This window comes from Halobellus ruber (assembly GCF_014212355.1).
GTDB lineage: Archaea > Halobacteriota > Halobacteria > Halobacteriales > Haloferacaceae > Haloquadratum > Haloquadratum rubrum.
Genome location: NZ_JACKXD010000007.1, coordinates 95,292 through 112,985, shown reverse-complemented (window position 1 = coordinate 112,985; position 17,694 = coordinate 95,292). Strand labels below are relative to the sequence as shown.

Sequence of the window (17,694 nt, the reverse complement as noted above, 5' to 3'; positions counted from 1 at the left end):
TTAGACAGGCTCTATGCGATAGTTCGCATCTGTATCGACATCGTCGTACATCCGGCCGAGCATATCGAGTGCGGACTCGAAGGTCGCGTAGTACTCGTTTGCGAACGCCACGGTCTCTTGGAGCGGGATGACGGGTCGTCCGTCGACCATCTCGCCCTCGATTTCTGAACGGGGCTCGAGGACGATCTGGATGGCACCGTCGAATTTGTCGGCAGGTTGGCGTTCCTCCGCAGTTGGGATCCCAAATCGGTCGAAGAACGCCGTCCAGGCGTCAAAATCGGACTCGTGGACGGCGATGAACAGCGGATAGTCATCCGGCTCGCGAGCGACCTGATAGCCACCGCGAGTCCAGACGTAGACTGCATCGATAGCGGTGAATGCGTAGTCTATGCCGGCGAACTGCGGAAGGACGTACGCCTCCGGGATTGACGGCGGTGAGGTAGCCGCTGCTGCGGCCAGGAACTCGAGCCCGACATCCCGAATCGTCTGATCAAGGAACTGGAGACCATCATCATACGCGACGTAGCCGGCCTCCTCGAGACGGTTCACGACGCGCCGAATCGTCTCCCGGTTCTCGTCGATCTTCCGCGCGACGCCGGAGATGGAATCGCCCGGATCGAGCGCGAGGATGACCTTGAGTTCCTTCTCACCGCATACTTCGTACATCCTATGGTTACACAATTCTGTGCGACTATCAAAAGAATTACTCTTCGTGTGGGTCTGCTGGCTGAATCTGGCGAGCGTCTTCGGCGAGATCGTGGATGTACTCGCGGAGGGTTTCCATATCCTCGCGGGCGTCTTCAAGCGTCTTGCCTTTCGCCTTCGCGACGATCTTGTCTTGGTCGCGGGTGCCAGTACCGCGAGTGAGCTTCACGGTGAGTGAGACGCCGATGTCACTACGTTCGATGTACTCGGTTGGTGTCTGTCGCTCGTTATTCTCTGTCGATTCCTCGTTCGCACGAGACTGCTGAGTGGGTTCTACCATAGATTGCTCTCTGTGATCATTAGTTGATGGACGGTGCGACCGGCTCGCCGGGTGTTCCGTGAAGGACTGCGTCGATCTCGGGCCCGGTGAGTCGCCAGCTTCGAGCAGACCCAGCACAGTCCAGCTGGCTCACGACCTCGGTTTTGAACGCCTGGTAGTGGTCGAGGGCGAACGCTTCGTTACCTGTGTAGTCGAGGAGGAGTGCGAGCGCGAGTTGTGCCGGACCACTACCACCATATCCCCATTCGAATCCCGAGGGACTGTGATTCACCAGTTCGAGACTCCGCTCTGGCGTGAGCCGTTCTTGGCCGGGACGTTTCTCAACGATAGCCTGCCTGCGCTGCCGATACCCGACGTAGGCGATGTCGCAGTTGTTCGGTGGGCGTGACTGTTCGATCGAATATGGGTCGCTAGGTCTACTCATCGGATTGTTCGGGAGCTACTCGTTCGAGCACCCCCGCACCACTCGGGGGGTGACAAACAGCCACAGGGACTGCTTTCCCCTACTGCTACTTCAACGCTGAACTGCTAGATTCGAGCGACAGACACTCCACAATAGGTGTCTAGCAATTTACGGCTGAAGCTGTACTACGCGAGATGGGAGATATCGGCTGGTTCGTCGACATCGTCGAACTCGCCTTGTTCGACCGGCTGCCAGTCATCGCCGGGTGCTGGACTCCACCAGTCGACCTCGTAGGCACCCGGTGCGCCGAGGATCTTCACCCGTGCCGACCCATCGGGTAGGTCGCGACGGAGCTTCTCGTCGACGTGGAGGTTCCACGTCGAGTGGGTGTCGAAGCAGGCGAGAACGGCCTCCTCGTAGCCGCGCGTCTCTCGGGATTCTTGGAGTTCGACCTGCGTGTTGCAGTTCTTGCAGAACACACCTTCGAAGGGAATGTGACTGAATACCTCGTGCCCGCAGACGGGACACCAGAGGAACTCGAACAGTGCTTCGCTGTGGCGGTCGATGACTTCCAGACTCATCTGTGGATCTGGCCCGATTGAGACGGGCCACCCATTCCGGCCCAAAATAAACGTCACCGCAGATACGTTCCAATCAATCAGCGCTCGGCGCCGTAGACAATTCGCGAGGATGTTTCGTACCCACAGTTCCGACACTCGAACCAGCGCTGAACCTTCGCACCGTCAGCCGTTTTCCCACCGATTGCTACATCGCTGTTCGGACACTCGGGACAACTCAGTTCGGGCGCTGGCCGGTCACGGAGCTCGTCACGGAACGATTTTGCGTCCTTCGTCTCGTACCCCCGCGACCACACCGGGTAGCCGTCGATGAGGATTGCTCCGCGCCACTTGTACCGGTAGGAATCCGGGGCTCGATGCAGGACGGCTCGCGCACCGGTCTCGGTGTTCCGATACGCAAGCGTCGGCGAGCGGCTCTCGCGTTGCCAGTTGGTGATCCTGGGCATTATTCAGAAGTGGACGTCAGCGGGTACGATCCAAAGCTCCTCACTCTCCTCGAGGAGTCGATCCAGCTGTCCACGGTGACGGATACCGGTCGCATATTCGTTGTACAGGAAGATCGTTGGCCCGTCGTAGGCGCCGACCTGATGGAAGGCGTGCCGAGCGAGATCTTCGTCGCGCATAATCTCCTCGTCGGAGAGCTCCTCGATGGCCTCTTTCACTCGGTCGAGATTCCGCTCGAATTCCTCCTTCGTCGCCTCCCAGCCACGCTCGAGCAGGTCCTGGCCGTCATCGGAGTCGACGGGGGCTGCCGTCGGCAACTCCCCCCATCATGCCTTCCCCGCAACGGACGTGTCCTCCTCGTCGAAGGTCACACAGTAATCGAAGACGGCGCTGGCGTGTGGGTCCGCGCCGACCAGGCGGTCGAACACCGACTTTCCGGTGGACAGCGCGTCGTCGTGCGTCGATGCCTCTACGAGTGCGTATATCACCATATGCATCTCGAACACCTCGAAACGCCGACGCACCGGGGGTCGTTGCTCGCTCCAGCTGCGCCGGTACCCATCGCCGGCGCTCGAAAAACCTGCTCGTGACAACAGATTCTCAGGCCTCGTCCGCTCGTTCGATAGTGATAGTCAGGTCGCCCGATTCGTAGTCTGCCTCGAAGTCGACCGCGAACGCATCCGCCTCGTAGGCGGCGTGGTAGGCGCGGTGGCGTTCGAGCGAGCCAGTTGCCTTGAAGTGGAAGAATGCGGCCGCCGTGTAGGGCTTGCTCTGTGTTTCGACCTGCGACTCGACGGATGTGGGGAGCGCGATTTGGGGCGTCTCCGTGTCGATACTCGCAACGAACTCCTTCGCTTCCTCGACGGTTGCTTGCGAATGTGCCGGTGTCTCGCCGGTGAGCACGTTCACCGGGGTTTCCGTCTCGTCGGTGAACAGGACGTCTTCGAAGGTGTGTGTTCCGAGGATCGCCTCGGGATCCAACTCGCAGTCGTGAAACGGGTCGTCGTCTGATGTCATCGAATCACGAGCCTACGGCGGGGCTCACCCATTCCGACCCCTGAAAAACAGCAGCTGCCACGAAGCAGATCGAATTAGGTGTGGTTCAGGCTCGCCCTCTCGAAGGGTGATTCTCCAGTCGGAATGAGCAGCTCCTGTCGGTCCCCGACCCGCTCAGCGAGCTTCCGTTTTAGGTACTGCCTCGCCGTCGACGGCGTGAAGACGCCCTTGTCGATTATGTCGCCGACGACGTCTTTGAGGGCCGCGAACTGTCCCTGTAGGTGGCCGTCGCCGACCGGCTCGCCATCGTGCCACCGAACGGTCGCGAGCGCGCCGTTCCCGACCGTCTCGCCGTGGTCGATTGTCTCGGAGTCGTACTGCAGGCCGAACCACAGCGTCCGGTAGGCGGCCACCTCGAAGGTGGCTGACACCACGTAGAACGCCTCGTGATGGAGGTAGTCGAGATGGTCAGCGATGATCTCCTCAAGGGTGAGCCCGGTGGCGCGGGGCTTCGGCTTGACGACCGTCGACGGTCGGTCTTTGCCGGCGAAGTAGCCGTCGACGGCGTCTGCCTCGAGGCCATCGGCCAGTTCTGCCAGCAGCTGTTTCGCCCACTTCGAGTCGGTGTCGTCGCCACCGAACGGTGTTTTGGCCGAGATTCGGTGCTTGAGCTTGAGATTTGCTGCACCCCAATGAGAGTAGTGGAGCGTGTACTGTCCGTCAGTTCGTTCGTACGCAACGAGTGCGCGGTGGCCCATTGAACAATCACCTCGCAGAACGACCCACGACTGGATCGCCCCGCACCCCTCCCGGGGGACGAACAACGCTACTCGTCGATCGGGTCGGGGGAACTGAGGTCCGCGTACAGCACCTCACCGTCGCGGATGACGTACCGTTTCGCCAGCACGGGAAATCGGCACTTGGTAAATCCGGCTGTCTGAATGTCGAATTCTTCGTCCGGTTCGAGATATTCTGCGAGCGACCGGAGGAACTCGTGGGTGACGATGCCACCGTCGTAGTCAGGAAGCCCGTTCTCACGAGCCTCGTACACGTCGAAGCTGTCGTAGCCCCAGATGACGAGTTCGCCATCGTCGTCTATTTCCCAGTTGAGCGTCCCGAAGTAGTGGTTCTCACAGAGCTCGCGGACTGCCTGTGGATCCGATACGAGCGCGCCGGTCGATGTCGTTGCGGCTTGGAGTGTTGCTATGGGTTGTTCTCGGGAGCGGTCTCGCGCCCCCGCACCCCTTCAGGGGGCGAACAACTGCTCACGCTGTGACGGCCACAGGACACTGCACTGCTGACGCGTCGTGCTGTCAGGAGTCTCCGTGGACGTCACCGTCCGATGTCGTATTCGGTTGGGTGAGAACATCCACCTGCTCAAGGAGCGTCGTCGCGGTGCTAATTCGCTCCTGATCAGCGGGCTCCAATTGGTCGCTGTCGATACTGGTGAGGCTGCTGAGCGCGCGGTGAAGTCGATAGCCAGGGGTGTCTTGTGGGTCCATGTGTGCGCCTCCGCCAATTCTCGGCGCCGAAAAACACCGGCGGGCAGTCAGCAGGTGTGGTATCGTCGGGTGGTCGCGAGCTGGCTTCTGTTAACCAACAACTCCGAGCCGACACCAGGATTGTTGGTTAATTTGACGTCGTCTTTACTGACCGGCTTCGGGTTCGGGCCCGTAGCGTGGCGTGCCGCACCGCTGACAGCCCCACATTGGCTGCCCGGTCCACTCGTCATCGGGGACAGCCTCGAATTCGCGGAATCGATGCTTAGTCTCCCGATCACACTCTCGACACTCGAGGTGAGTTCTGTTTGGACGCTCGCGTCGTGGCTGTTCGGTATCGGTCTTGTCAACGGATTCCTGGAGCGCAATCGCTGGCACCAGCCAGAGGTCGTTGTCTGCGTCCTCACGGAGGCTTGCAAGACGAGCTTCGGTGCGAACCTCGCTCCCGGTTTCGTCGTAGAGAAACGTCGCGTGCTCGCCGTCGTGACGGGACTGCGTCGTCTCTGTCCACGCCGTCCGCTCACGAGCAGCCGCGAGCAGCTGATTACCACATTCAGACGTGACCCGTGTCGCCGAGGGGAGCGAGGGCCACTGATCGACAAGCTGTGGGGCCGGTTCCTCGTCGAGATCGTAGATTAGCTTGCAGTCATCGACTACTGGGTCATCATCTCCCTTCGCGAGGAGGGTGGCCGCAGCAGATCCCTTCCCGACGGCGCCGTAGAACGTCGACGCCTCTACGAGCAGCTGGATGACGTGGAGGAGAGTCCGTTCGGCAGTCGATGTGTCCTGGTCGTCGGCTCCTTCGAGATGGTTGGTGAGACAGAACCGGCACTTCGACTGGCCAGCGGGGATTGACGCTCCACAGGAAGCGCACTCGGTCTCATCTGCTGTCGGGTCGTCTGGATAGTCCGTGTCGACGCCACCAGAGCGTTGCCGCCGGGGCTCGCCACTACTACTGGCGAGTTGGTCGTCGGGAACGTGGGTCGCTTCACCGAGCGGTCGGAGGGCTTCGTAGTCGGCGTACTGGTCGGTCATCTTTGAAGTAGCGAGGAAATCCCGCTGTTCACGCCGAGAAGGAATCGCGTCTGCCGCCCTGTGCGTCCACTATAACCGTCGCTGGCCGTCGGTCCTACTTGTCTCTGTCGTCGATGTCGAGCGCGTCTACACCTTCCAGCATCAGCCCCTTCCAAGTGTAGCCGCGCCGTTCTTTCACCGCTTTCAGTCGCTCGAACTGGTCCTCCTCGACTATGAATCGAATCTCTTTGCCCATATATATGTGTAGTTAGCATGGTTTTTATGTGTATTAGGTGTGTTTGTTCGATTGTCGAATGTCGGTCATGACGACCGCCACCAAGACGCTCGAAGCCACGCTCGCGCCACCTACGGCGCACAAAGAGCGGCGGCTCCAGCGCACCGAGGCGACCTACCGCTGTGCGCTCCGTGACGCCTTCGCGTCCGGGGCCGACACACAGACGGCGGTCAACGACGTTGTGACCGGCTACGACCTGTCCTCTTACGCGAAGGACGCGCTCAAACAGTACGTCCCGCAACTCCGGCGTACCTACGACGCCGAGGAATTGGCCGAGGACCATCCCATTCGGTTCACGAACCGTGGGTGGCAGCTCGACCACTCGCCCGACCGCACTCACGAGTTCTGCTGGCGAGTGCCACAGGCCGGGCGCGGAACCTCGTTCTGGATACCGTTGCGAATCAACCCCGACCAGCGGGAGCTGTGGGACCGACTCTATGATGGCGACGTGTCCGTTGGCGAGTTCCGCCTGCGCCAACACAGCAGTTCGTGGACGTTGCACGTCACCGTCGAGTACAAAATTGAGCAACCGGAGACGCCCGACGACCCCACGCCGGTCGGCTTCGACGTGGGTGAGTCGTCGTTGCTCGTCGGCTGTGCCGTCGAGCAGGGCGCTCCGGTGGACCCGCTGTTCGTTGACGGCGGGCGAGCGCGACACCTCCGCAAAGAGATGCACACGACGCTGAAGCGCCTGCAAGAGCGCGGATCCGCCGAGTGGCGGATTGACGAGCGGTTCACCCACTACCAGCACGCGCTCACGGATATTGTCGAGAAGGCCAGCCGGGAAGCCGTCGAGTACGCCCGGCAGTTTGAGGACCCGGTTATCGTCCTCGAAGATTTGACCTACATCCGCGAGTCGCTGGACTACGGCAAATGGATGAACCGCCGCCTCCACTCGTGGGCGTTTGCCCGCTTGCAGGGGCGCATCGAGGACAAAGCCTTCGACGCCGGTATCCCCGTCGAGTACGTCAACGCGGCCTACACGTCGCAGACGTGCCACGCTTGCGGTCACGTCGGGGAGCGCCCGGAACAGGCAGCATTCCGCTGCACAAACGACGACTGTTGGGTAACGGAGTACCAAGCGGACATCAACGCGGCGACCAACCTCGCCGGTCGCCTTGACCCGTGGGGAGCCTGCCTTGGAAACCGGCGGGCGATGACTCGCCACGGGACGGGAGTGCCTGTGACAGCACCACGGGACACCGGGAGGCGAGTCGGGAACCCCGACAGACGACCCTCTCGGCGTACAGTTCCGAAACTTCCTCGCGTAGCGAGCCTTCCCTTGTAGGAAGCCCCGCCGTTCACGGCGGGTGAGGATGTCACGCTTCGTCTTCGGATTTAAACAATAGCGCTCCCATCAATCAGCCTACAGACATACAACCGAAAATCAGCAGTCGGGGCGTTAGACAGCCAGTTCGTCCAGCGCGTCGCGGTGGGTCCGCACGGTGACCACCGAGACGTTCGCAACGTCAGCGACGTCCGACTGGGTGAGCCACCGTCCGTCTTCGCGTCCGGCCTTGTACAGACAGGCTGCGGCGAACCCGGATGGCTGAACCCCCGTGATTGCTCCGGTCGATTCGGATGCTTCCGCCAACTGCCGAGCCCGCTGCCGGATCTGATCGGAGACATCGAGCTCCGATGCCAACCGCGGGACGAACGCACTCGGCGTCACGGGTTGGGCTGGTAGGCCGAGTTCCGTATTCAGCGTCGTGTATGCGTCCGTCACCCGCGATTGCTCGACGCGCGCCGACTCGGTGATGTCGTCGAGCGTTCGTGGTCGCCCGTTACACCGACACGCGCCGTAGACACTCGCGGCGGCCATCGCCTCGATCGACCGGCCCTGGAGGAGGTCCTCGTTCTGAGCGCTGCGGAAGAGCCGGCAGGCCTGGTCACGGATCGTCTCGGACAGTTCGAGCGCACTACTGATCCGGCGGACTTCACTAAGCCCGTGTGCGAGGTTGCGTTCAGCTTTCGACTGAAACCGCCCACGGGTCTGTTCACGCCGCATCCGAGCGAGCCGCCGTCGCTTCTGTCCCGAGAGTTCGTTCCCGTTCGCATCGGTCCCGCGGCCGATCTCCGTCGACAACCCTCGATCGTGTCGTGCCGCCGTCAACGGAGCGCCAGTCCGTTCGCGCTCGTCGTCGAACGCCCGCCACTCTGGCCCGTGGTCGATCCGCTGCTCGTCGATGACGAGGCCACAGTCCTCGCAGACGGTCTCGACTGTGTTGGTAGTGACCCGGCCGCCGCACTCGGGACACTGGTTCGCACTCGATTCCGTCTGGACGTCTTCGTCGAACGCCGTTTCGTAGATGTCTCTGATTGCCATAAATACACACGAGGGGACGCACGCGAATCGCGTCTCTCGGAATGCCCCTCACCCATTAGGGGGCAAATACACACCACGGAGGACGGCGCTGATACCGATGACTGTAGTGGCGAAAGCCCGGCCGCGCAACGGCGCTGTGCGCCGTGAGCAGCCCGGAACGTGGAGGTGGTGGTAGGTGGCGGTGACCGCGTACACCCCAGCAAAAAAGGGGCGCATCGCCCCGGCTATTCCCACCAGCGGCCGCGATCTGGGAATTCGATCCTCGACCAGCCCGTGATTGCGAGACTGCACCGACCCTGGTACCAATTTCTTAGCGTACTTGAATTGGGCTTCCTCAATTCTTGAACCACCGCCTGCTCCGAGGGATGTTCTTCCTTGATATTCAGTGGATCAGGTACTATACAAATCTATGAACGGATTGTTGGAGAGGCTATCAGTTCCAGTGGGTATTTCTAAGCCCGTGCTGTATACACAGCGCGTATCGGTCACCGACGTTCTCCGAAATGATAGTGTGGCGACTCGCTCAATACAGTGGAACCATCCATCGATCAAGACAGAAACTATCTCTTGGTAACGCTTCTAAACTGGCAGACGTTCAACGGCCTGTTCAACCGAGACCTCTTGGAACTGCTGATCTATCCAGTCATTGTCGGAACCAAATGAGGGAACGCTTACCTCAGAGTCACCGGTAAGTGACTCGACAGTTGCTTCGAACCACTCACTTGCCGGCTGGTGTGGCTGACGTATTAAGAACTCTCCATTGCTGGGACGACCATCCGGAGCGTATACGTAGCAGTGATCGATCCGTCGGTGAACGCTTTGGAGTGTGATGTTATCTACGTCGGGAGACGTAGGTGGCACATCCGGGACGAGAAGAGTCGTTATCCCTCGGTCGTTGATCGCTCGTAATAGCTGCTCTGCATCAGGTTCAACTGTGACGTTTTTGTGATCGGGATAAATGTCGAGCATCCGGTAGTCCGCCGGTTCATTGGTCGTCTGGAAGGTGTAGTAGTCCGGATACTCGAAAAAATCCTCTTTGCGGGTTTCTCTGAGATAATCGTAGAACGCAGTGACATACGAGAGGATAAAGTTACCAGCGCCGAGTCCCTCGGCCCCTGTTCGCATCACAATACCCATTCGGTCATCGGATGTTACGGATGGCATTACTGTTTCTTTGGGGACTGCGTCTCCATCGACCTGGTACTCAAAAGAAGTGGCATCCAATTCTTTTGTCGTGTGCATCTGTCACGATTAGATGACATCTGCCATCTTAAATATTCACAGATGATTTTACTCAGATACTCAATCCACATACTTACTGCAATTGTCGATACGTGATCTCACTCAACCCCTGTTTGGTGATCCAGGGGAACTTAGTAATCTTCATAGAGGCGTTAGACCCCGCGACACAGGCCAAGCCGCCAAGAACGTTATGACCCACGGACCCGCAGGGGTCGGGAAAACGGTCCTCGCGAAGCATACGATGGGCCGCCTTGAACAGTACGCAGATGTCGGTACCGGCCTCGTTGAGGGTCTTGGAGCTACGACGGGAGCCGTTCTCAGACGGGCGGTCGCGGTCGTATCCGGAGGTGTCACCCCTCGACAGAATGCCACGGACGAAGACCTTCGCTGGCAGTTACGTAACACATCGACCAGCCGATGATCTTGGTCCTTGACGAGGCTGAGAGGTACCTTTGACGGATGCGCTGGATCAGCGGCTATTGATCAGCTGTCGATCGTGGCGATCGTCCACGACGAGAATCGGTGTCTCGCACGTATCTCCGACGACGCACGCCAGGCATTCGAAATCTCGATCGGACCCGATCGCTATCATATCAACCAACTTGCCGCGACCCTCCGTGCACGGGTTGAGAAGGGACTGGCTGAGTCGGTCTCCGTCTTCGAGACCGCCCCAGAGCAGGACGTTGCCCGTGTGATGGGCGCATCGCCAGTGTCTGATTTGGCCTACTGAAATACCGAACTAGTCTCTTTTATAACCGATTCCCTACGATAGCTCTTGAAAATCGGTAGATCGCTAGCTCAAAGCACTCGCCGCATTTCACAATTCAATACTCTAATCTTAACACCTTCAACGGTCCGAACGGTTAAGATCCCACCAGACGGCTACCTAATATATGCCCGATGAGTCTCCAAGAACGATGACGACTGCTGAGACGAGTTGGGAAGTAGTCGATGTCCTAAAAGAGCAGAACGGAGCACGAGTTAGTGATGTCGCGAACGAACTGGATCTACCTAAAGGTACAGCATACACACACTTAGCGACGCTCCGTGAGAAGGGGAAGGTCGTCAAGAACGGCCACACATATGAATTGAGCTTGCAATTCCTGAGTATAGGGGAATTCGTGCGAAACAACGATCCCCTCTACATTGCGGGGAAGGAGAAGGTTGACCGCTTGGCGAAGGAGACTGATGAATATGTCCACCTCGTAACAGAGGATCAATATAGCCCGATATATCTCTATGGGGCGAGTGGTGAGCAGGCAGTCGGAACGAAGTACTTTATGCAAATAACCCAAAAAACCAGTTACTTCCACAATACAGCCTATGGAAAGGCGATACTTGCGCACCTTCCAGACAATGACGTTGAAGAGATACTTGCCCGAGACGGTCTTCCATCAAAGACTTCGAACACCATTACGAATCGGGAAGAGTTGTTCGACGAACTGGAGCTAATCCGTGAACGCGGGTTCGCACTCAACGACGAGGAAGAGCTTCGGGGTGAACGGGCAGTCGGAGCTCCAATACTTGATAAGAATGACTGCATCCAAGGCGCAGTGAGTATTACAAAGCCGACAAGTCGGATGCAAGACGAGGAATTCTACGAAACAATACCGAGGAGGGTAGCAAGCACAGCAGACGCCATCGCGATCTCCCTGCAGACAGACCAAGCGTAGAGATTTAATCAAGATCCGTTTTTTGTGCCCATCCTGCTGTTTCCATCACTAATAAATAATGCTAAGTATAGGCTCTCATTTGATATATACAGTACCAGCCGTGGTTTTAATCTAAATTTTATTTTACTATCGAGAGTGTAATTATCCTACTAAAAATTAGAGTTGATAACTGAATCTTCTGGTACTCTGATGTCAATTGGTTTCGTATCTCCTCCATTCACTGTTGATTCACCAGCACACGACGATACGGCAACGATCGACTCCTGGTCTGCCCTGAATCGAATTGTATCTCCTGGCTCAGATTCGGGCTCACGAATATCAATGTACTTTTGTTCAGCGATTGTCGACTTCATAAATATATTCAATGTACTGTGAACATCTGTCTTCGGGATACCGGTAGGCTCCAGTGCTTCGAACAAGTTTTCCCTGCATCCGTGAGTATCTGTTTCTTGGCCGTAATCTGTAAGAATCCAGTCGTTGCACGGAGCGTACAACAAATCATGAATTCCACAGTCATCAGATACAATCGTCAGAATAGGATTTCCTTCTGTAGTAAATAGGGAGTCACCTATTGATATCCTTACTTTTCCAGTTTTTTTATACGTGTACTTTGTAGAAAATCTAATACTGGTGTTATCAGCTTGAAAAGCCACTAAATCAGCTACTTGGGATCCTTTTGGATCTGTCACTTCAAATTCCTTTCCTTCACCGACTTTGAACGAAACTGCTCGTTTTTCGGGGATTCGAATCTCTTTCATCTGCATAGCCAAGTCGGATATTCATATCATAAAAATTTTTCTTATTTTATTTGCCAATTGAGATTAAGGGGGGTATATGATATAGGAAAGATGGAAAACTACGAGAATAACCAAGGACGTACCGAGTCCTAATGGGCCAGAGAATTCGCTGCGTTCCAATACGAGCGTGACTCGTTCCCATTCGATCTCCTCAACTCTGTTTCGGACGCATTCGACGATGTCATAATGTCTCAATAAGGTGGAGTCAATGGATTAGGCCCGGGAATCGGAGTAGCCTCGGATTCCTCACACCGAGCCTTGGGACCGGTTGCTCCCGAAGTTCAACGGTGAGTGGCGAGAAGACCTCCACCTGCTCGGGAGGATTTCGCAGCTATCTCACTGAAGAGTTAGCAACTCTTTTGAGCTGATCTAGCTCGAACTTTGTTTTAATACCCATATTTAAATAAGACATTCAAATATAGAGTCAAAAATTGGAACTTTAGTATATTTGGATAAAGCAAACTATCTAACGGGGATTACAATACTAGTTATGTAACACAGGCGGTGTAAATTGCAATCCACGTATTTAAAATAGCCTCCTCTTACAATTATAATATCACGGAACAGTTCACTATATTAAAAAAGTCAGAATAAGCTATCAGAGTGGATTAGAAAGCGCTAGCCTGGGTTTGGATAATCCAAACTCGTTTAGAATCTCTAATATTAATCAATCCGTGGCAACTGCTCGGCAATAGCGAGCGTCTGCAAGTCACTGAATTGAGATCCGACGACCTGCGCTGCTACCGGTGCGCCCTTAACCGTCCCGACGGGAACTGACACGGCCGGCACCCGTGCAAGATTGAATGGCGCTGTGTTCCCCAATAGCGCCAACATATCCTCAGCACTTTCCATCTCTCCGAACCCGGGCGGTTGTGTGCGTAGTGTCGGTAGAACGAGTGCATCCACCGTATCCAAGGTTTCAGTGACTCGCTCGATATACTGAAATGCCTCTCGCCGCGCAGCGAAATACGAACCGCCCTCCGTCTCGGAGTCCAACAGCGCTGAGGGGAGGATACGGGACGCGATGTGGTCTCCCAAATCAACATCTCGGACGGCCCGTAGTAGTTCTCGGACCGCGTCCGTGTACTCCGATCCCTGACCACGGATAATTCCTTCCTGATCCAAATACCAGACAAATTCAGCCGCTCCGATGAGGAAGTACGCCCCTTCGATCGCGCCACGAGCCAGCTCGGTGGACTGTATCGAGAGAGGAGAATTACTGACAGCGTTCCGAACGGCTTCGGCGACCTCGGTTGTCTGCGGCCTCGAAGAACTCTTGTGGCAGCCCTACTGTCGGATTCTCAGGGAGGTTAAAACCCTCCGAAAAGCGTGGAAGGGACCGATCGCGTGCCGTCGGATCGTGAATACTTGGGCCAGCTAACACAGACAGCGTCTTGGCAACAGTTTCGATATCCCGTCCGAGCGGGCCGATCGTATCAAGCGATGGGGCAAACGAAACGAACCCGTGCCGTGGGACGAGTGCGTGTGTGGGTTTCATCCCAATGACTCCGCAAGCGGCAGCCGGGATCCGAATCGAGCCGCCGGTGTCACTTCCGAGCGCAATTTCGGCCTCTCCTGAGGCAACGGCGGCACCACTTCCGGACGAGGAGCCTCCGGGAACACGATCGGGATACGTGGGATTCTCGACCGGATCGTAGTCGCTGAATTCACCGCTCGGTCCGAATGCGAAGGCATCCATATTTGCCTTCCCGACGAGGACTGCACCCGCATCGAGTAGTCGAGATGTGACAGTCGCATCGGTGTTGGGAACAACAGCAATCCGCTTCGAGCCACACGTCAGCGGGAGATCAGCTACACTGATATTGTCCTTTATAACGACACGCAAACCCGAAAGCGGGCCAGTTGCACGTCGTTGTCGGGCAGTCTCATAATATGCGAGCAGTTCGTTGTACTCTCCTCTTGAGGAAACGTCCGGATAAGTGGACACTTCTACGTCGGCCCGGTCATCAAGCGCCCTCGCCGTCGTTCGCAGGTTTTCTGCCGTTTCGAGACAATTTTCGAGCACCGACGTGGAGACGTCGAACCCAAGACGGTCAGCCTCCCGACGAAGCCGTTCAAGTCGCTCATCAGTCATTGTCGGTCACGTCAGCGACGCCAGCGAGCGAGAGAGCGGCGTTCGCGTACGTATTCGCCGCGGCATAGCAGTCGTCCCAGTCCGTGAACTCCTCGGGTGTATGGCTCTTACCGCCTTCGCTGACCGCGAACACCATTCCAGTGTCGCAAACGCTCGCCGTGTACGTCGCGTCGTGTCCCGCTCCACTCACCAGATCACGTCCGTCGTACCCCAAGTCGGAGACGGCCTCCCGAACTGCGGTGACACAACGATCAGCGAAGTCAACGCTCGATGCACGCATTCGCTCTTTGTACTCCCACGTCACACCTTCACGCTCCGCCGCGGCACGCGCCTCCGCCTTGATGCGTTCGACACCGGTGTCGGCTATTTGATCGTCCGGATCGCGTAGGTCGAACGTTACGCGAGCCTTCCCCGGGATGACGTTGATTGAGGCGGGATCGGCCTCAAGAACTCCGGTAGTTGCGACCGTTCGTTCCCCAAGCGTCCCGGGTATCACCCGAATCAGGGTGACGAGGTTACTGGCCGCAACAAGCGCATCGTTGCGATAGTGCATCGGGGTCGTTCCCGAGTGGTTGGCCTGGCCATAGAACGTGAATTCCCCCCAGCGGAGTCCAACAATCCCGGTTACAATCCCTACGTTGTACCCTCCCTTGTCCAAGTAGGGGCCCTGCTCGATATGAAGTTCCAGAGAGGCGTTGTAGTCCCGCTGTGGTTCGGCGGGCACTTCTCCACGATAGTCAATACGTTCCAGGGCGTCGACGAATGTCACTCCGTCCTGGTCCGTCGTAGCATATGCCTCCTCTATCGGGATTTCACCGGCCCAAACAGCACTCGACATCATCGCGGGTGGGAACCGAGAACCCTCCTCGTTCGTCCAGTTGACGATCTCTATTCCTGATTCGGTACTGATATTTTCGTCTTCGAGAGTCCGTAAGAACTCGAGCGCGCTAATCACTCCCAACGCACCGTCGTAGATCCCGCCGTTCGGCTGTGAATCGAGGTGAGACCCCAACAGAACGGTTCCTGCATCCGGGTTTACCCCTGCACGATATCCGAAGATGTTACCCATTTCATCGATTCGGATGTCCAGTCCAAGCTCTTCGAGCTGTTCGCAGAACCAGTCTCTAATAGCCTTGTCAGCGTCCGTCAGCGCGAGGCGATCGAGGCCACCTTTTTCGGTAGCGCCGATTTCGGCTTGTTCCTTCATTGTCTCGACGAGCCTATCGCGATTAATGTTGACTGTCACGCTTCTCCAATCCCTCCCAAAGATATAAATATTATTGAGACAAGGTCGCAACCGCAAGTCACATATGACAGTAGATACCACAAGGCACGGTTTCGTACGCTCCGAGCCAGCACGTTTCGGCTGGCAATACGCACTCAAAGCCAACGAGCGTCGGACCGATCGCCCGGTTGGAACGACGACCGGCACCGTTCGTATCCACCACAGGCGGGTCGACTGCGACCTAGATGGCCTCAGTGCCGCTTTCGATCAACAGTCGGGACACGATCATCTATGTTAGCAAAACGAAAACGGGGCGCGATCTGGCTGACGTTCGTCCTTATTACGAACGTGGGCTTGGTCCTCTATCTGCAGTCGTACCGTGAGGCTGCGGGACGGTTCGTCTTCGGGCTACCCGAAGCGTTCGTCGTGCTCGTGGTCTTCGTCTTCGCGGTCACGGGCGCAAACGCGACATTCGCATGGTATTACCTCGGGAAACCGGATATCAGCGACGTCGTCAGTCAGGGACCGAAGGAGAAACCAGACGCAGAGTCGACCGACGTCTCTGAGATCAAGAGGGAGGGGGCCTGACGATGCCATCGATCTGGGTCTGGATGGGTCTGACCGTCACCACGGTGTATCTGTTAGTCCTCGTTTATTTAGGGTACCGCGGCTCGCAACTGACCCTGGACGACGTGAGCGATTACTTCGTCGCCGAAGGGACGATTAGTTCAGCCCTCATCTTCCTCACCGGGATTGGGACCGCACTGAGTTCGTTCACGTTCCTTGGGGGCAGCGGCATCACCTACAGCCTCGGCATCGCAGGCATCGTCATCGTCGGCGCTATCGTCGTTACCGACATTCCGGCGATGGTGATTCTAGGCGAGAAGTTCTGGAAAATCAGTAAGATGGGGAAAGACTATGTCACCCCGTCGGACCTCCTCTGTGATCGGTTCGACGACAGTAGTACACTCCGCGTCATCGTGGCCCTCATCGCGATTGGGTTCTCGTTCTTCTACATCGCGATTCAGTTCAAGGGTATGGGGCTCGTCCTGAACGTGCTCACGGGCGAATTCATTTCCCAAAACGCCGCTATTGCCTACATCGGCCTATTTATGGCTGTGTACATCGCGATCGGGGGGATGCGAGGTGTCGTATACACCGACGCGCTCCAGGCAATCCTATTGTTCGGCGGTCTCGCCGCCGTCTCCCTGTGGATCGTCTTTACCGTCCCCGGAGATATCTACGTTCGCGCAACCGAGCAGGCGGCGAAAGTCGGCACTATCCAGGGCGACCTCATCAACCTATACACCGTCGCAGCTGGATTCGGGCTCTCACTTCCTGTCTGGCCGCATATGTGGGAGCGATACTACGCCGCGAAGAACCACTCCGGCGTCTGGGGACTGGGTCTCGCAGAGGGCGTCGGCGACACGTTCCTATTGACCCTGTTCGCAGGCCTAATCGGGTTCGCTGGGCTCGTAGTATTCCCTGGTTTAGAGGGTGCGCAGACCGACACGGTCGTCCTCCGGTTCATCGAACAGATGCCGGGGCCGCTGCTCGGACTGATGATGGCCGCAGCCGTCGCAGCCGCGATGTCGACCGCGGACTCCATCATCCTCATGATCGGCTCCATCTTCTCCCGAGACGTCTACCAAGTACTCATCAGCGGTGACGCCTCCGAGAAGAAGCTCGCGACGTACTCGAAGGTCGTCTCTGGGGTTATCGCACTCGGGGCGCTGCTCGTCGCGACGAGGCCGCTGGGCGAGCTCATCCAGCTCGTCCTCGATCTGAGCTTCCCAGGGTACTTCCTGCTGTTCCCCGTCGCCATCGCCGCCTTCTGGTGGCCGCGCGCGAACAAGTATGGGGTCAGTGCTGGGCTTGTCGCCGGCACCGCGACGCTCGTCTACCTGCTGGCCACCGACACGTCAGTGTTCAACATCTGGGTCGGCTTCCCCGGCGCCATTGTCGTGATTGGGGTTATGATCGTAGTATCGTACCTCACACCGGAACCGCCGGAAGACCGCGTCAATGAGTTCATTTACGAGGTCCGCGAAGCGGACCCAGCCGACCTGGAAGGCGGCACCGGACAGCACGCCAAAGGAGGGACGCCGGCCGACGACTGATA

At 57.4% G+C, this 17,694-nt stretch carries 20 protein-coding genes and 2 pseudogenes; 4 read left to right on the top strand and 18 right to left on the bottom strand.

What is annotated here, in order from left to right; translation table 11 throughout:
• The 12 genes and pseudogenes from H5V44_RS16335 to H5V44_RS16290 form a co-directional block, all read right to left on the bottom strand.
• Window positions 1-666 (bottom strand): RNA polymerase subunit sigma-70, encoded by a 666-nt coding sequence (locus H5V44_RS16335; RefSeq protein WP_185194199.1) that lies wholly within the window; start codon window positions 664-666, stop codon window positions 1-3.
• A gap of 37 nt (window positions 667-703) precedes the next feature.
• A complete protein-coding gene (locus H5V44_RS16330) occupies window positions 704-985 on the bottom strand; it encodes a DUF7389 domain-containing protein (protein WP_185194198.1) in 282 nt (93 codons plus the stop codon).
• Between the two features lie 19 nt (window positions 986-1,004).
• Complete coding sequence (locus H5V44_RS17330) at window positions 1,005-1,409, bottom strand: DUF6166 domain-containing protein (RefSeq protein ID WP_221625798.1); 405 nt, start codon at window positions 1,407-1,409, stop codon at window positions 1,005-1,007.
• Window positions 1,410-1,573: 164 nt separating this feature from the next.
• Window positions 1,574-1,969: a DUF7567 family protein gene (locus H5V44_RS16325; RefSeq protein WP_185194197.1), complete on the bottom strand. Its 396-nt coding sequence runs from the start codon at window positions 1,967-1,969 to the stop codon at window positions 1,574-1,576.
• Between the two features lie 77 nt (window positions 1,970-2,046).
• Window positions 2,047-2,412: a DUF7568 family protein gene (locus H5V44_RS16320; protein WP_185194196.1), complete on the bottom strand. Its 366-nt coding sequence runs from the start codon at window positions 2,410-2,412 to the stop codon at window positions 2,047-2,049.
• Between the two features lie 3 nt (window positions 2,413-2,415).
• Window positions 2,416-2,907 (bottom strand): annotated as a pseudogene (locus H5V44_RS16315) (hypothetical protein).
• Window positions 2,908-3,010: 103 nt separating this feature from the next.
• Window positions 3,011-3,427 (bottom strand): hypothetical protein, encoded by a 417-nt coding sequence (locus H5V44_RS16310; RefSeq protein ID WP_185194195.1) that lies wholly within the window; start codon window positions 3,425-3,427, stop codon window positions 3,011-3,013.
• Between the two features lie 74 nt (window positions 3,428-3,501).
• Window positions 3,502-4,164: a DUF6735 family protein gene (locus H5V44_RS16305; protein ID WP_185194194.1), complete on the bottom strand. Its 663-nt coding sequence runs from the start codon at window positions 4,162-4,164 to the stop codon at window positions 3,502-3,504.
• Between the two features lie 68 nt (window positions 4,165-4,232).
• Window positions 4,233-4,613, bottom strand: a complete 381-nt coding sequence (locus H5V44_RS16300) for a hypothetical protein (RefSeq protein WP_185194244.1) — start codon at window positions 4,611-4,613, stop codon at window positions 4,233-4,235.
• Between the two features lie 106 nt (window positions 4,614-4,719).
• Window positions 4,720-4,908 carry a hypothetical protein gene (locus H5V44_RS18225; RefSeq protein WP_394354562.1) on the bottom strand — a complete coding sequence of 63 codons (189 nt, stop codon included), beginning with the start codon at window positions 4,906-4,908 and terminating at the stop codon, window positions 4,720-4,722.
• A 144-nt stretch (window positions 4,909-5,052) separates the two neighbouring features.
• The gene (locus tag H5V44_RS16295) at window positions 5,053-5,940 is read right to left on the bottom strand and encodes a biosurfactant protein 1 (protein WP_185194193.1); all 888 of its coding nucleotides are present in this window, start codon (window positions 5,938-5,940) and stop codon (window positions 5,053-5,055) included.
• A gap of 94 nt (window positions 5,941-6,034) precedes the next feature.
• On the bottom strand, window positions 6,035-6,175 hold the full coding sequence (locus H5V44_RS16290) for a hypothetical protein (RefSeq protein WP_185194192.1): 141 nt from the start codon (window positions 6,173-6,175) through the stop codon (window positions 6,035-6,037).
• Window positions 6,176-6,233: 58 nt separating this feature from the next.
• Between H5V44_RS16290 and H5V44_RS16285 the strand changes: the two are divergent.
• Window positions 6,234-7,528, top strand: a pseudogene (locus H5V44_RS16285) (RNA-guided endonuclease TnpB family protein).
• An 88-nt stretch (window positions 7,529-7,616) separates the two neighbouring features.
• On the opposite strand, the gene H5V44_RS16280 reads toward H5V44_RS16285, so the two are convergent.
• Complete coding sequence (locus H5V44_RS16280) at window positions 7,617-8,540, bottom strand: transcription initiation factor IIB (protein ID WP_185194191.1); 924 nt, start codon at window positions 8,538-8,540, stop codon at window positions 7,617-7,619.
• 579 nt (window positions 8,541-9,119) lie between these two features.
• The gene (locus H5V44_RS16275; protein ID WP_221625797.1) at window positions 9,120-9,782 is read right to left on the bottom strand and encodes a hypothetical protein; all 663 of its coding nucleotides are present in this window, start codon (window positions 9,780-9,782) and stop codon (window positions 9,120-9,122) included.
• Between the two features lie 917 nt (window positions 9,783-10,699).
• Between H5V44_RS16275 and H5V44_RS16270 the strand changes: the two genes are divergently transcribed.
• Window positions 10,700-11,455 carry an IclR family transcriptional regulator gene (locus H5V44_RS16270; RefSeq protein ID WP_246404069.1) on the top strand — a complete coding sequence of 252 codons (756 nt, stop codon included), beginning with the start codon at window positions 10,700-10,702 and terminating at the stop codon, window positions 11,453-11,455.
• A 149-nt stretch (window positions 11,456-11,604) separates the two neighbouring features.
• On the opposite strand, the gene H5V44_RS16265 is transcribed toward H5V44_RS16270, so the two are convergent.
• The 4 genes from H5V44_RS16265 to H5V44_RS16250 all read right to left on the bottom strand — a co-directional run bounded on the left by H5V44_RS16265 (window position 11,605) and on the right by H5V44_RS16250 (window position 15,593).
• Complete coding sequence (locus H5V44_RS16265; protein WP_185194189.1) at window positions 11,605-12,219, bottom strand: DUF1989 domain-containing protein; 615 nt, start codon at window positions 12,217-12,219, stop codon at window positions 11,605-11,607.
• A 696-nt stretch (window positions 12,220-12,915) separates the two neighbouring features.
• Entirely contained in the window at window positions 12,916-13,440 is a 525-nt protein-coding gene (locus tag H5V44_RS18220) for an amidase family protein (protein ID WP_221625804.1), read from the bottom strand.
• Between the two features lie 28 nt (window positions 13,441-13,468).
• Complete coding sequence (locus H5V44_RS17905; protein ID WP_185194188.1) at window positions 13,469-14,347, bottom strand: amidase family protein; 879 nt, start codon at window positions 14,345-14,347, stop codon at window positions 13,469-13,471.
• Complete coding sequence (locus tag H5V44_RS16250) at window positions 14,340-15,593, bottom strand: allantoate amidohydrolase (protein WP_185194187.1); 1,254 nt, start codon at window positions 15,591-15,593, stop codon at window positions 14,340-14,342. The genes H5V44_RS17905 and H5V44_RS16250 overlap by 8 nt, the downstream gene beginning before the upstream one ends.
• A gap of 270 nt (window positions 15,594-15,863) precedes the next feature.
• Between H5V44_RS16250 and H5V44_RS16245 the strand changes: the two genes are divergently transcribed.
• Together H5V44_RS16245 and H5V44_RS16240 are read left to right on the top strand one after the other, a co-directional pair.
• On the top strand, window positions 15,864-16,160 hold the full coding sequence (locus tag H5V44_RS16245) for a hypothetical protein (protein ID WP_185194186.1): 297 nt from the start codon (window positions 15,864-15,866) through the stop codon (window positions 16,158-16,160).
• 2 nt (window positions 16,161-16,162) lie between these two features.
• Window positions 16,163-17,692 (top strand): sodium:solute symporter family protein, encoded by a 1,530-nt coding sequence (locus H5V44_RS16240; protein WP_185194185.1) that lies wholly within the window; start codon window positions 16,163-16,165, stop codon window positions 17,690-17,692.
• Window positions 17,693-17,694: the final 2 nt, after the last annotated feature.

What these genes read in the sequence shown, in the direction of transcription:
- H5V44_RS16335 (WP_185194199.1), bottom strand. Translation starts at nt 666, where the DNA reads ATGTACGAAGTATGCGGTGAGAAGGAACTCAAGGTCATCCTCGCGCTC.
- H5V44_RS16330 (WP_185194198.1), bottom strand. Translation starts at nt 985, where the DNA reads ATGGTAGAACCCACTCAGCAGTCTCGTGCGAACGAGGAATCGACAGAG.
- H5V44_RS17330 (WP_221625798.1), bottom strand. Translation starts at nt 1,409, where the DNA reads ATGAGTAGACCTAGCGACCCATATTCGATCGAACAGTCACGCCCACCG.
- H5V44_RS16325 (WP_185194197.1), bottom strand. Translation starts at nt 1,969, where the DNA reads ATGAGTCTGGAAGTCATCGACCGCCACAGCGAAGCACTGTTCGAGTTC.
- H5V44_RS16320 (WP_185194196.1), bottom strand. Translation starts at nt 2,412, where the DNA reads ATGCCCAGGATCACCAACTGGCAACGCGAGAGCCGCTCGCCGACGCTT.
- H5V44_RS16310 (WP_185194195.1), bottom strand. Translation starts at nt 3,427, where the DNA reads ATGACATCAGACGACGACCCGTTTCACGACTGCGAGTTGGATCCCGAG.
- H5V44_RS16305 (WP_185194194.1), bottom strand. Translation starts at nt 4,164, where the DNA reads ATGGGCCACCGCGCACTCGTTGCGTACGAACGAACTGACGGACAGTAC.
- H5V44_RS18225 (WP_394354562.1), bottom strand. Translation starts at nt 4,908, where the DNA reads ATGGACCCACAAGACACCCCTGGCTATCGACTTCACCGCGCGCTCAGC.
- H5V44_RS16295 (WP_185194193.1), bottom strand. Translation starts at nt 5,940, where the DNA reads ATGACCGACCAGTACGCCGACTACGAAGCCCTCCGACCGCTCGGTGAA.
- H5V44_RS16290 (WP_185194192.1), bottom strand. Translation starts at nt 6,175, where the DNA reads ATGGGCAAAGAGATTCGATTCATAGTCGAGGAGGACCAGTTCGAGCGA.
- H5V44_RS16280 (WP_185194191.1), bottom strand. Translation starts at nt 8,540, where the DNA reads ATGGCAATCAGAGACATCTACGAAACGGCGTTCGACGAAGACGTCCAG.
- H5V44_RS16275 (WP_221625797.1), bottom strand. Translation starts at nt 9,782, where the DNA reads ATGCACACGACAAAAGAATTGGATGCCACTTCTTTTGAGTACCAGGTC.
- H5V44_RS16270 (WP_246404069.1), top strand. Translation starts at nt 10,700, where the DNA reads ATGACGACTGCTGAGACGAGTTGGGAAGTAGTCGATGTCCTAAAAGAG.
- H5V44_RS16265 (WP_185194189.1), bottom strand. Translation starts at nt 12,219, where the DNA reads ATGCAGATGAAAGAGATTCGAATCCCCGAAAAACGAGCAGTTTCGTTC.
- H5V44_RS17905 (WP_185194188.1), bottom strand. Translation starts at nt 14,347, where the DNA reads ATGACTGATGAGCGACTTGAACGGCTTCGTCGGGAGGCTGACCGTCTT.
- H5V44_RS16245 (WP_185194186.1), top strand. Translation starts at nt 15,864, where the DNA reads ATGTTAGCAAAACGAAAACGGGGCGCGATCTGGCTGACGTTCGTCCTT.
- H5V44_RS16240 (WP_185194185.1), top strand. Translation starts at nt 16,163, where the DNA reads ATGCCATCGATCTGGGTCTGGATGGGTCTGACCGTCACCACGGTGTAT.